General features: G+C 70.2%; 12 protein-coding genes and 1 tRNA gene. 11 read left to right on the top strand and 2 right to left on the bottom strand.

Translation table 11 applies throughout. From position 1 onward, the window contains the following. A partial coding sequence (locus tag H5J29_RS07810) for a glycosyltransferase family 2 protein (RefSeq protein WP_181780243.1) occupies positions 1 to 1,848 on the bottom strand: 1,848 nt, incomplete at its 3' end. 125 nt (positions 1,849 to 1,973) lie between these two features. On the opposite strand from H5J29_RS07810, the gene H5J29_RS07805 reads away from it, so the two are divergent. From H5J29_RS07805 to H5J29_RS07795, 3 genes are all read left to right on the top strand, one after another. Beyond that, positions 1,974 to 2,050: transfer RNA gene (locus H5J29_RS07805), tRNA-Thr, on the top strand. Between the two features lie 258 nt (positions 2,051 to 2,308). Continuing rightward, a complete protein-coding gene (locus tag H5J29_RS07800; RefSeq protein ID WP_220187106.1) occupies positions 2,309 to 2,632 on the top strand; it encodes an antitoxin VbhA family protein in 324 nt (107 codons plus the stop codon). After that, the gene (locus H5J29_RS07795) at positions 2,629 to 3,234 is read left to right on the top strand and encodes a Fic/DOC family protein (protein ID WP_181780241.1); all 606 of its coding nucleotides are present in this window, start codon (positions 2,629 to 2,631) and stop codon (positions 3,232 to 3,234) included. Before H5J29_RS07800 ends, H5J29_RS07795 begins: the two co-directional genes overlap by 4 nt. A gap of 281 nt (positions 3,235 to 3,515) precedes the next feature. Here H5J29_RS07795 and H5J29_RS07790 read toward each other — a convergent pair whose 3' ends face one another. Beyond that, positions 3,516 to 4,619 carry an IS630 family transposase gene (locus H5J29_RS07790; protein ID WP_181780240.1) on the bottom strand — a complete coding sequence of 368 codons (1,104 nt, stop codon included), beginning with the start codon at positions 4,617 to 4,619 and terminating at the stop codon, positions 3,516 to 3,518. Positions 4,620 to 4,706: 87 nt separating this feature from the next. On the opposite strand from H5J29_RS07790, the gene H5J29_RS07785 reads away from it, so the two are divergent. The 8 genes from H5J29_RS07785 (at position 4,707) to H5J29_RS07750 (ending at position 12,218) form a co-directional block, all read left to right on the top strand. Continuing rightward, complete coding sequence (locus H5J29_RS07785; RefSeq protein ID WP_181780239.1) at positions 4,707 to 4,979, top strand: hypothetical protein; 273 nt, start codon at positions 4,707 to 4,709, stop codon at positions 4,977 to 4,979. Between the two features lie 27 nt (positions 4,980 to 5,006). Beyond that, positions 5,007 to 5,519 (top strand): tyrosine-type recombinase/integrase, encoded by a 513-nt coding sequence (locus tag H5J29_RS07780; RefSeq protein ID WP_181780238.1) that lies wholly within the window; start codon positions 5,007 to 5,009, stop codon positions 5,517 to 5,519. A gap of 78 nt (positions 5,520 to 5,597) precedes the next feature. Beyond that, complete coding sequence (locus tag H5J29_RS07775; protein WP_181780237.1) at positions 5,598 to 6,260, top strand: class I SAM-dependent methyltransferase; 663 nt, start codon at positions 5,598 to 5,600, stop codon at positions 6,258 to 6,260. Positions 6,261 to 6,556: 296 nt separating this feature from the next. Beyond that, positions 6,557 to 7,516 carry a VOC family protein gene (locus H5J29_RS07770; protein ID WP_312858113.1) on the top strand — a complete coding sequence of 320 codons (960 nt, stop codon included), beginning with the start codon at positions 6,557 to 6,559 and terminating at the stop codon, positions 7,514 to 7,516. A gap of 33 nt (positions 7,517 to 7,549) precedes the next feature. Then, entirely contained in the window at positions 7,550 to 8,197 is a 648-nt protein-coding gene (locus H5J29_RS07765; protein WP_181780235.1) for a TetR/AcrR family transcriptional regulator, read from the top strand. A 376-nt stretch (positions 8,198 to 8,573) separates the two neighbouring features. Then, entirely contained in the window at positions 8,574 to 9,521 is a 948-nt protein-coding gene (locus H5J29_RS07760; protein WP_181780234.1) for an alpha/beta fold hydrolase, read from the top strand. Positions 9,522 to 9,525: 4 nt separating this feature from the next. Continuing rightward, complete coding sequence (locus H5J29_RS07755) at positions 9,526 to 10,998, top strand: alpha/beta fold hydrolase (RefSeq protein WP_312858112.1); 1,473 nt, start codon at positions 9,526 to 9,528, stop codon at positions 10,996 to 10,998. A 26-nt stretch (positions 10,999 to 11,024) separates the two neighbouring features. Continuing rightward, positions 11,025 to 12,218 (top strand): serine hydrolase domain-containing protein, encoded by a 1,194-nt coding sequence (locus tag H5J29_RS07750; protein ID WP_181780232.1) that lies wholly within the window; start codon positions 11,025 to 11,027, stop codon positions 12,216 to 12,218. Positions 12,219 to 12,239 lie beyond the last annotated feature (21 nt).

Raw genomic sequence — 12,239 nt, 5'->3', positions numbered from 1 at the left:
CCACGGCGACGGCGTGGGCGCGGAGTGACTGAGGCCATGGAGGGTCTTCTCCCAGTAGTGCGGCTTGGTGACGAGCTGCCACACGGCCTTGTACGAGGCGATCGAGTGCAGCAGCCAGTAGAGCGGGTTGAGCAGCGCCCACCCGACGAGCGCGTACCGGCGCCGCTTGAAGGCGCCCATCATGGAGACGTAGATCATCATCCCGTTGCCGATGACCAGGTTGAACAGGCTGACCCACAGCACCCAGCCGGGGAACAGCCCGGCCAGGGCGTCGGGCGGCAGCAGCAGGGAGACCACGAAGAGCAGGTAGAGCGGCGGCGTGAACAGGAACGTGACGGGCGTGCCGCCGATGAGCAGCGCGAAGGCCACGCTCTGCTTCAGCCCCGCGGTCCTGACCAGCCGGACCGGGTGCCGCAGGTGGACGAGCAGGGTCTGCAGGTAGCCCTTGATCCAGCGGGAGCGCTGCCGGACCCAGTTGCCGGGGGCGCGGTTGGCCTCCTCGTACGTCGTCGAGTTGATGACGCCCACCGTGCTGCCCAGGGCCGCCGCCCGGATGCCGAGATCGGCGTCCTCGGTGACGTTGAACGGGTCCCAGCCGCCGAGCCTGCGCAGCGCCCCGGTCCGGAAGTGGTTCGACGTGCCGCCCAACGGGATCGGCAGGTTCAGCCGGTCGAGCCCGGGGAGCATGTAGTCGAACCAGAACGAGTACTCGGTGGTGAACATCCTGGTCAGCCAGTTGTCGGAGGCGTTCCAGTAGTTCAGCGCGGCCTGCACGCAGACGAGGCGCTCGCCGCCGCGGCGGAAGGCGACCACGGCCTTCTTGAGCTGGTCCGGATCGGGCTTGTCCTCGGCGTCGTAGATCACGAGGTGCTCACCGCGGGCGAAGAACAGGCCGACGTTGCAGGCCTTGGGCTTCGTCTGCGGGTGCCCCGGCGGAATGATCAGGAAGCGGAAGTTCTCGGGCGGGTCGGCCGCCCGCGCGGCCTCGATCGTCTCGGTGTCCGACTCCTCCAGGAGGAGCAGGACCTCCAGCTTCTCGGCGGGGTAGTCCAGCGCGCCGAGATTGCCGATGAGCTGCGCGACGATGTTGGCCTCCCGGAACACCGGGACGAGGACCGTGTAGACGGGCAGGTCGGCGTCGCGCAGGGCGGCCACGTCGTCGTCGGTGACCTGGACGTGGTTCTCCTGCCGCACACCCACCATGCAGACCACGAACTTGAACGTCACGGCCACGAGGAACGCCACGGAGATGATCGCGAGCAGCGCGACGACCGTGGCCTTGGTGGCCAGGAGCAGCCCCGCGACGAGCGCGGCCAACGCCGCGTACAGGACGATCCGCTGCCCGGTGAAGAGCACCTGACGCGCCGACTGCGCCTTGTCGCGGGACCACAGCCCGAGGGTCGCCTGCTCGACCACGGTGTCCCGGTAGCCGGTGTGCAGGGCCTGGAGGATGTCCCAGTCGGTGGTGACGTACTCGCTGATCCGGCTGCCCAGGCGCTCCTCGATGGTCCTGGTGCGCGCCGGGTCCGGCCGCTCGGAGGTGGCGACGTCGACCTCGTTCCCGTTGCGCCGGAACGGGAACCACCCCTGGTCGGCGAGCTCGTGGGGATCGAGGTCCTGGAGGAGGTCGTGCTCGGCCCGCGTCTCGGACAGGTCGACGAACGGCCGCCCCCACATCCGCGCGAGCACCCGGTACAGCTCGCCGCGCCGCACCAACCCGGCCCCGACCAGCACCGCCCCCACCCGCACGTCGGACCGCGCGGCGACCGCCACCGCCCAGTCCCGCTGCGCGGCACTGATCCGCCCCTCCGCCACGAGCACGTCCCCGAGCCGCGCGTCCCTCTCCATGACCGGAGCATCGTCGGCCTTCCCGCCCCCAGCACGCCTGACCAGCGAAGACGACCCGACCGAGTGACGAAGTGGGGGCCCGGTCCCTCGGCCGAACGCGGTGGGTAGACTTTGCGACGCACCACGCCGCCTTAGCTCAGTCGGTTAGAGCGACGCACTCGTAATGCGTAGGTCTGGGGTTCGACTCCCCAAGGCGGCTCCACTGTTTTCCGCAGGTCAGAGACCTATGGCTGTTCTGTTGGAGCGTCTGGTTCGATAGACCGGCGCACCAGCCGACTCGCTCTTGGCATGGGCTTTTCGGAGCTATCTGCTCTGTTCAGCGGTCTGTGGCAGGGGATGTTGGGCGGTGTGCCGGGGCATGACGGACTCATGCCCCGGCGAGTGTGTTGCTCGGACAGACGGAAGGTGCGTCCTGAGTTCGTGGGCGCGAGTGTGTACGCATCTGCGTACACTGGTGGTCGTGCAGCTTCCTGAGGTTCTGTCGTTCCGGGAGTTCCGTGCGGGCTTGGCTGCGGCTCTTCGCCGGGTGCAGGAGCCTGGTGCGCAGCCGGTGTTCGTGGGCGCTCACCGTCGCGCCGAGGCGGTGGTGTTGTCGGTGGAGCGCTACGAGCAGCTGGTTGCGGCGGCGGGTCGCCGCGAGGCGGTGGGCGAGGCCCTTGCGTCTGTTCGCGCTGAGGGACTGGAGCCGAGCGCGGAGGGGCTGGCCCGGCTGGCGGCGGTGGCCGAGGGGCGGTTGTCGCCTGCGGAGGCTCGTGAGCAGGTGCTGACCCGCTATCGCCGGTGAGTTCCGCTGATCCGTACTTCGACGCCGCGCACGGCGTCCTGCGGAACCGGCTGGGGATCGTCGACCGCGTCGAGTTGGAGCAGGTCGAGGCCGAGCTCACCGCCCTGCGTCTGGTGGAGTTGCAGGAGCAGCCGATTCCGGGCGGCTACGACCTCGCGCACATGCAGGCGTTTCACCGGTTCATCTTCGGCGATGTCTACGACTGGGCGGGAGAGCTCCGGTCGGTGGTGATCGGCAAGGGCGAAGTGTTCTGCCTGCCGCAGTTCATCGAGCCCTTCGCCGACGACGTCTTCGGACGGCTGGCGCGCGGCGGGTTCCTGTGTGGGTTGGGTCGGGCGCCGTTCGTCGACGGTTTGACGGAGTTGTTCGCTGACGTCAACGCGCTGCATCCGTTCCGGGAGGGCAACGGTCGCACGCAGCGGGTCTTTCTCGCGCAGCTCGCCGCAGACGCGGGGTGGCGGCTGCGGTGGGAGCCGATGAACCCAGGGGAGAACGTGCGGGTGTCACAGCTCGCCCACCGTGGCGATGTCGCGCCCCTCCGGGCGATGCTCGATGGCCTGGTTGACGCTGGAGGTGACGTTCCTCGACCGCGGTCGCCCTGAAGAGTCGGCCTGCCGGGCTGGGCATGGCTCGGGGCATGAGGTCCGAGTTCTGCCTGCAACCTCAGCGTCATGAGCGCCGTGAGCCGCGCGATCGGTGCTGGTAGAGCGCTGAGCGACGCACGTCGGTTGCCTCGTAATGCGTAGGTCTGGGGTTCGACTCCCCAAGGCGGCTCCATAGAAGAAGCAGGTCAGCGGCCTGTTTCTCTCGCTGGAAGATCCACATCTGATCGGCTCGTGGCATGAGTCTTGGCATGTCCGCGGGATTTCGTCCTAGTGCCGCGTCAGGCAACGTTGGGTAGGTAATGCGGCCGCCGGATCTTGGACTCGGGTGCGAAGTGCTTCTTGGGTCGGGCGTGGCGGTTGGCCCATCGGACGTAGCCGGCGATCGCGGCCTCCTGGGCGGTGTGGGAGGGGTAGTCGCTGCCGTCGAGGGTGAAGTAGCGCAGCGCGGTGAACTCGGACTCGATCCAGTTCAGCCAGGAGGCGTTGGTCGGGGTGAACACCAACTCGACGTCGTGGCCTGTGCACCAGTCAGCGACATCGCCGCGCAGGTGCGGGGAGAAGTTGTCGCAGACGACGTGCAGCCTCCCGGTGGGGAAGCGGCGGCGGAGCTGGCGTAGGAACTCGAGGAACTCGCGGCCGCGTTTGCGGTCGCGGAGCCGGTAGAACAGCTGCCCGGAGGCCAGGTCGAGCCCGGCGAACATGTGCCGGACCCCGCCGTGGCGGCTGTAGGTGGCCCGTAGCCGGGCCGGGTGCCCGGTCGGGAACCAGCCCCGGCCCGGGCGGGGCTGCAGGTTCAGCGGCCCGAACTCGTCGACACAGATGACCCGCGCGCCGCGGTCGAGCCGACCGTCGGCGGCGCGGTCGTAGAGGTCGAGGATCCGGGCCATCTTCTCGGTGAACCGCGGGTCCTTGCTGGCCTTCCAGGTCTTGGTGGCCTGCCAGCGCACTCCTGCCTCGCGCAGGATCCGGCGCACGGTGTCGATGCTGATCTCGACCCGGTGTTGCAGACGCAGGTGCTCGGCCAGCTTGGACAGGCTCCAGGTGGTGAACGGCAGCCCGACCTGCGCAGGTGGGGTCCGAGCCACCCGGCAGACCAGCTCACGGACGTGGGGGCCGAACTTAGGAGGTCGGCCCCCGCTCCATTTTGGGTCCAGCGCCGCGAACCCCTTGTCGTTGAACGCGTGGATCACCTCCCGCGCGTACTGCGCGGTCGCGGCGAACATCGCCGCCGCCTCGGCAGCGCTGCGGCCCTGCACCGAGGCCAACACGATCCCGGCCCGCCGCAGGCGGACCCGGTCCCGAGCCGTGCGGGTGATCTTCACCAACCGCTGCGCCTCGGCCGGATTCAGCTCTCGAACGAACACCTCAGGCTGCCGCGCCATCGCCCACCTCCAGCGACAGCCTCCCAGGCAGTCAGACCGGGTCGATTACGACGGCAACGTTCTCGCACGAGGCACTAGCTTCTGCTCATGGCCAGCGGCTCGATCGAGACTCTGAGGTCGGGATTCCGGGCCCGCGTGTACGCGGGCAAGGACCCGATCACGCACAAACCGACGTACCTCCGCGGCGAGGTCCGGCGTTCTCGCGCAGACGCTGAGGCGGACAAGGAGCGGCTGCTCGCGCTCGCCGACAGCGGTGTGACGGTCGAGCTGAAGCGCACCGTCGGGACGCTTCTCGATCGCTGGATGGAGACGGTCGATCACGAGCTGAGCACAGCTGAGACGTCGGCCGGCTACATCTGACGGACGATCAAGCCCGCGCTTGGTGACATGCCGATTCGGAAGCTCCGGCACCGGGTGGACATCCTCGACAAGCTCTACACCCACCTCCGCCGGTGCAACCAGCTTTGCACCGGCCCGACGCCCGGGCACGTGTGCAAGCCGATGTCCGCGGGCGCTGTCCGTCGGGTGCACGCGATCCTGTCGGCCTCGCTGAACTACGGCGTCTCGTGGGGCTGGATCGAGCGCAACCCGGCCGACTACGCGCACCCGCCGAAGCTCGCCCGGCGGCAGGCGCTCCCCCCTCGCCCTCAAAAGATCGCCGCGCTCCTGAACGCCGCCGGAGCGGTCAACGAGGAGCTCGGGGTCTTCCTGTGGCTCGCGGTGACGACGGGTGCCCGCCGCGGTGAGCTCGTCGCGCTGCGCTGGTCGGACTTCGAGCTGGAGCGCGGACTGCTGCGGGTCAAGCGGATAGGGCTCACTGGCACCGACGTCGGCCAGCGCCTGAGGGGGCTCCGTGTGCCGCTCCTCAGCCAAGTTCAAGAGGCTCAGTGGCTCACCTGATCAGCGATGTAGCCGTCTGAGGTTTGCGCGCGCCACCCCATAACGGGACCACAGAGTAGGACGGATACCGTTCAGCAAGTGAATGAGAAAGAAGTACTGGAACGAATCCGCCGAGACTACGACCAAGTCGCCGACTTGTACGACGATATGGTGCGCGAGAGCGATGCCGTCATCGACGCGCTGCCGAAAGCGATGATCACGGCGTTCGCCGACATCATCCGCGCGAGCGGATCGGCGGGTGACGTACTCGACGCGGGTTGCGGCCCTGGACAGTGGACCGACCACCTAGACCGAGCTGGCATCCGTGCCTACGGAATCGACCTGTCACCGGCCATGGTCGCCATCGCCCGCAGATACCGTCCCGACCTCCGCTATGAGGTTGGTTCGATGGCTCAACTGGAGGCCCGGGATGGCGCGGTCGCGGGAGTCCTGGCCAATTTCTCGTTGATCCACACGCCACCGGACCTGCTACCGTCCGTCCTGGCCGAGTTCGCTCGCGTGATCGAGCCGGGAGGTCCGCTCCTCATCGGTGCCCAGATCACCGATACCGCGGAAGGTCATGACTGGGTTCACTACGACCACCGAGCCTCGCCTGCCTACCTGTGGACCCTCGACGCGCTCGCCGATCGACTCCGCAAGCACGACTTCACGGAACTCGGGCGCCTGCGCCTTGTCGCTCCAGCCCCGGGCAAGCCTCCTGGCGGCTACCTTCTGACAACTCGGAACCCCCGGGACAACTGAGCCCTATCCGGCCTGGTCAGAGGCGAGATCAGCTGCTGCGGCATGGCGTCACCCGAGCGAGCGAAGCTCCCCTGTACGCCGACGACTGAGTAGATCAACTCGTTCTAGCCAGGAGCTTCGGTTAGCGGCGCAAGCTCGCCCGCAACCAGAAGGACGGGGCGGCTTGGATGACGGTCAGGCTTCTGTCTAGGCCCCAGAGGGTCGCTCGGAGAGCCGATAAGGGCGGATTACGACAGTTGATGACGGCGCTCGCTGACCGACGCGACGGTTCGAACGTCGCACCGAAAGGAGGAGCCGTGGCCCACCGCGTCCACAGCCTGTTCCACCCGAGCCTCCGCGTCCCCGACCTGGCCGAGGCCATGGACTTCTTCACCCGTGTCTTCGGTCGCCGGAGCACCGTGATGGAGGACCTGATCAGCCCGGAGGTGCGTGCACTCAATCCCGCGTACCCCCGCGACTACTGCGCCTTCACCCTCATCCAGGATGTCTACTTCGACACCATCGATCCGCAGCGGTACGTGATCGACGGTGTACAGCGGTACCCGACTGTGACGGAGCCGCACCTGAAGTCCCTGGCCTTCTACGTCGAGGACCCCGGGGCCGCGTTCACGGCGCTGCGCGAGCACGGGATTCGGGTGGTCGACCAGCGGAACCGGATCGCCGACGGTGACGACCCTCCGCAGGCGTCGTCGCGGCCCATGATCCTCTTCTGGACCTTGGCCGAGGACGCCGGGCTGAGCTACGAGATCTTCCCGGCCGACGTGCCCTACCCGGGCGACGCCAGGCGCGACGCGGGCTGGGTACTGCCGGAGGTCTCCCCGGACGACCCGCTCGGTATCCAGCGCTGTTCACACCACACTGTGCTCACTGATCAGGTGGGGCGGGCGCTGCGCATCGCCGTCGACGTCCTCGGTGGCACGGTGATCGGGGAGGGGTGGAACGATCTCCTCGGCACACACAGCACCTACGTCCATGTCGCAGGCTCGACCCTCGAGTACGCACAGCCCATGGCGACCGATGGGGTGGAGGCGCACGTCCCGGTCCTCGCCGACCACCGGCGGACTGCGCCCGACGACTGCTACCACTCGATCACCTGGCAGGTTCGCGACCTGGATGTGGCGGCCCGCCACCTCGAGGCGCAGAAGGTCGGCGTCCGGGCCCGGACCTCCTCGTCCCTCGTCACCGATCCGGCGACGAGCCTCGGTGTCCCGTGGTGTTTCACCTCGGAGCTGGTGGCCGGCGACCCACGTGAGTGACGGGGCAGGGATGCGGTCGTCGGAGGGAACGAGGTGACGGAGTCGAAGGGGCGCAGCACTCGGCGCCGCCGGAACGGCGACGAGCCGACGGCCGATCTGCTGCTCGCGCACGCCGCCCGTCAATTCAGGATGAAGGGATTTCATGCGACGTCGATGCGGGAGCTGTCGGCGGCGTTGGGCATCGAGAAGTCATCCCTTTATCACTATCTGAGTTCCAAGGACGACCTCTTGTATCGCATCTGCGTCGAATCCATCATGCGCATTCGGATGGCTTCGGAAGCTGCCATCGCGGAGGTCGGGGATCCCCTCGGCAGGCTGGATGCGCTCATCCTTGCTCACGTCGAGTCGTTGCTGACCGATTTCGACCTGCACGCGACGACGTTCTTCGACCTGAGGTCGCTCGGTGAGCCGCAGAGCGCGGCGGTGATCGAGCTGCGTGACCGCTACGAGGCGATCGTCCGTGGAGTCATCGCCGACGGACAGTCGGCCGGGTTGCTCACCGCGGAGTTCACCGTTCAGGAGCTCGGACTGTCGTTGCTCAACCTGCTGAACTGGACCGTCTTCTGGTACCGGCCGGACGGCATCGACACCCCCGAGCGCATCGCGCGACTCCATCGGACGATCTTCCTGAACGGGGCCGGATCCGGAATCGGCACGGGGGGACTCGACCATTCGTTCTAGAGGGGACGGAGCCGCCCGGTGAACGCGCACACATCTGGCATTCTCACGCGAGGATCTGGAGCTCTTCGCGCCGTCGCCGTCGTCGGCGGCTCGCTCGCCGGGGTGTCGGCGGCCGAAGAGCTGCGCCGACTCGGATTCGACGGGAAGGTGATCCTGCTCGGCGCCGAGCGTCGCGAACAGCACGAGCACGCGGCGCACACCCCCGGACCCCCGAGATCATGGGACACCCCGACCGGACGGTGGTCTCGTCCGCCGACTGGACCTAGGTCGCTGTCGGTGCGGGGCCGGACGATCTAGCTTCGGTCGCGATCGTCTGACGAGCAGCGGCTCGGCCCCGCCGGGGTCGCGCGGGCTCCGAGCTCCGAAGGGTTCGCGAATGCGCCGCCCCACCCTGCTCCTGCTCCTGCTGGCCGTGCTCGCGGGCTGCGCGCCGGCGGCGCTGCCCTCCGCCGGACAGCCGCCGTCCGCGACCCCGGTCGCGTCGGCGGTGGTCGACGGCCCGGTCGACATCGGCGGCGGCAGGCAGCTCTACCTGCACTGCGCCGGACCGCAGACCGCCGGTCGCCCGACCATCGTGCTGGAGTCCGGCTACCACGACTCGTCCGACCCGTGGAACCTCACCGACGCGGCGGCCCCCGCGGTCGGGCCCTCGGTGTTCGAGCGGCTCTCGGCCGGGAACCGGGTCTGCGCCTACGACCGGCCGGGCACCTTCCGCTACGCCGACCCGCTCGCACTCACCGACCGCAGCACCCCGGTCCCGATGCCGCGGACCGCGCGCGCGGTCGTCGACGACCTGCACGCGTTGCTCGGTGCCGCGGCCGTGCCGGGCCCGTACCTGCTGGTCGGGCACTCGATGGGCGGCCTGTTCGCGCGGCTCTACGCCCAGCTGCACCCGGCCGACGTGGTCGGCGTGGTGTTCGTCGACGCGTTCCCGGTCGAGTTCCCCGAGCTGATGGGCGCGGTCTGGCCGGAGCACGCCGCGGTCCTCGCGGACCCGGTCCCGCAGTTCGCGAACGACCCGGCCGCGGCGGAGGTCGTGGACGTCGAGGCGAGCGCGGCCGAGGTGCGTGCGGCACCCGCCTACCCGGCCGTCCCGACGGTGGTCCTGTCCAAGACCGAGCCGTTCCCGCTGCCCGCGGGCGCGCCGCCGACACTCGGCCCGGCGCTGGACCGGGCGTGGCCCGAGGGCCAGCAGAAGCTCGTCGCGCTGACCCCGCGCACCCCGCACGTCGTCGACACCGGCAGCGACCACTACGTCCAGGTCCACGACCCGGACCTCGTCTCGGCCACCGCGGAGCTCCTGCTGACCCGAGCGGGGCACTGATGCGGTGGGCGGCTGCCGTCCTGGCCGCCGCGGTCGTCCTCGCAGGGTGCGGGTCGCCCGCGGCGCCGGCCGCGTCCTACGCCGTGGCGCCCTGCCCGAACCCGGTGGTCCCCGGGTTCCCGCAGCTCGACATCCCCGCGGGGGTGGAGTGCGGGTACCTGACCGTCCCGGAGGACCGGGCCGTCCCCGACGGCCGCACGATCCGGCTCCCGGTCCTCCGGGCGAGGGCGACCGCACCCTCGCCCGCGCCCGACCCGCTCGTCTACCTGACCGGCGGCCCCGGCGCGAGCAGCACGTTCAGCGTGGCGGCCAAGATCGCCGCAGGCTGGAACACCGACCGGGACGTGATCTTCCTCGAGCAGCGCGGCACCTACAAGGCCGAGCCGGTGCTGTCCTGCCCCGAGATCGACGCGTTCGCGGCCGAGTCGGTCGGGCTGGACACCTTCGACCCCGCGACGGCGGTCCGCAGCGCCGCCGCGGTCCGGGCCTGCCACGAGCGGCTCGCCCCACCGCGGACCTCGCGGCGTACGGCACGGCCGAGAACAGCGCCGACGTCGCGGACCTCCGCACCGCCCTGGGCATCGCGGCGTGGAACGTCTACGGCGTCTCGTACGGCAGCGACCTCGCCCTGCAGACCCTGCGCGACCACCCGGAGGGGATCCGCAGCGTCGTCGTGGACTCGGTGCTGCCGCCGCAGCAGACGCCGGACCGCATGTGGCCCGCCGTCGCGTCCATGCTGGACGCCGTGGTCGCGGGCTACGCCGCCCAGCCCGCCTGCCAGGCCGCGTACCCCACCCTGCGGGCCGACTTCACCGCCGTGGTGACCGAGCTCGCCGCGCAGCCCCGCACCGTCTCGACGCCCGCGGGGGACGTCGTCGTCGACGGCTTCAAGGTCGCCCAGGTCCTGGCCCGGTCCGCCACGGAGCCGGGCGCGGCCGCGGAGCTGCCGCGGATCGTCGACGACCTGGCCCGCGGGGACGGGAGCCGGGCGGCCGCGATGCTGCAGGGCGGGGCCGCACCACCGGGCCTCACCGGCCACGGACTGTTCTACGGCGTGTTCTGCGCCGAGCTCGCGGGCGCCCCGGGCGACCTCCTCGCCGGTGGCCGCGCGGCGTTCCCCGACCTGCCGACCGAGGTCCTGTCGCTGGTCCCGCAGCTGCCGTTCCTGTTCGCGGACTGTACGGAGTGGACGGTCCCGTCCGCCCCGCCGTCGGTCCGCGAGCCCGCGAGGAGCGAGCTGCCGGTGCTGGTCCTGGCCGGGGCGCTGGACGGGGTGACCGCGCCGTCCAACGCCGACCTCGCCGCCGAGACCCTGCCGAACGCGGTCCGGGTGACCTTCCCGGACGCGGGCCACGACGTCACCAACTGGTCCCCGGTCTGTGCGCGCACGGTCGTCGAGAGCTTCCTGGCCAGGCCGGACGCCCCCGATCTCGGCTGCGTGGCAGGCCTCGCCCCACCCGTCTTCACCGTGGGCTGAGCCCACCCGTCACCCGGAGGACCCTCATGGCTCTGCCCCGGCTCGTCACCGCGCTCGCCGGCGCGGTCCTGGCCCTCGCCGCCTGCTCGACCGCCCCGGCCCCCGCCGCCGCCCCTCCCGCGCCGGACTACGCCGCCGCCCTCGAGCCGCAGATCACCGCGCTCATGGCCCAGCTGCAGATCCCCGGCGCGAGCCTCTACGTCGACGTCCCCGGGCGGGGCACCTGGCAGACGGCACTCGGGTCGACGACGGACCAGGGCGGGCGCCCGATGTCCGTCGAGGACCACTTCAAGATCGGCAGCGTCACCAAGACGCTGACCGCGGAGGTGGTGCTGCAGCTCGTCGACGCGAAGAAGGTCGGGCTGGAGGACCCCGTCACGAAGTACTGGCCGGGCGTGCCGAACGGCGACGCGATCACGGTCCGGCAGCTGCTGGACATGACCGCCGGGCTGTTCAACTACACCGAGGACGGCTACTTCAACCTCACCCTGGACAAGGACCCGACGCGCCCCTGGACCACCGGGGAGGTCCTCGGGATCGCGCTGGCGCACCCGCCGTACTTCCCGCCCGGGCAGGGCTACCACTACTCGAACACCAACTACGAGCTGCTCGGCGCGATCGCGGAGAAGGCGAGCGGGACCCCGCTGCCGACCCTCGTGCGCGAGACGGTGTTCGACAAGCTCGGCATGACACAGTCCAGCCTCCCGGCCTGGTCGGACGGCACGCTGCCGGAGCCGCACCCGCAGGGGTACATGTTCGGCACCAACGAGGAGGGCAACGCGGCGTACAACGCGGCCCTCGCCGGGGACAAGGCGAACGCGCAGATCACCGTCGCCCCCGGGACCCGGCCCAACGACGTCACCGACCTGCCCACCAACGGCCAGGCCAGCGGCGGCGCGGTCTCCACCGCGAAGGACATGGCGATCTGGGCGAAGGCCCTGGCAACCGGGTCGCTGCTCAGCCCGGAGGTCCAGGCCGAGCGGGTGCGGTACGGGGCCGACTCCGGCTACGGGCTGGGGGTCATGCGGACCGCCGCCGGGCTCGTCGGCCACGACGGCGCCGTCCCCGGCTTCCAGTCCTCGGTCTACTTCCACCCGCCCACCGGCACCACGATCGTCGTGCTGACGAACCTGCTGCTCGCGCCGAACACCTACTTCGCCGAGGCGCTGCCCGCCGAGCGGATCGTCGGGCTGGTCCGCGAGGCCGTGATACCGGCGTGAGCGCTCGTCGAGCCTGCCTGG

This window comes from Pseudonocardia pini, assembly GCF_013870575.1.
GTDB classification, from domain to species: domain Bacteria; phylum Actinomycetota; class Actinomycetes; order Mycobacteriales; family Pseudonocardiaceae; genus Pseudonocardia; species Pseudonocardia pini.
The sequence above is the reverse complement of the archived record's forward strand: the minus strand, read 5'-3'. Positions and strand labels throughout refer to the sequence as shown.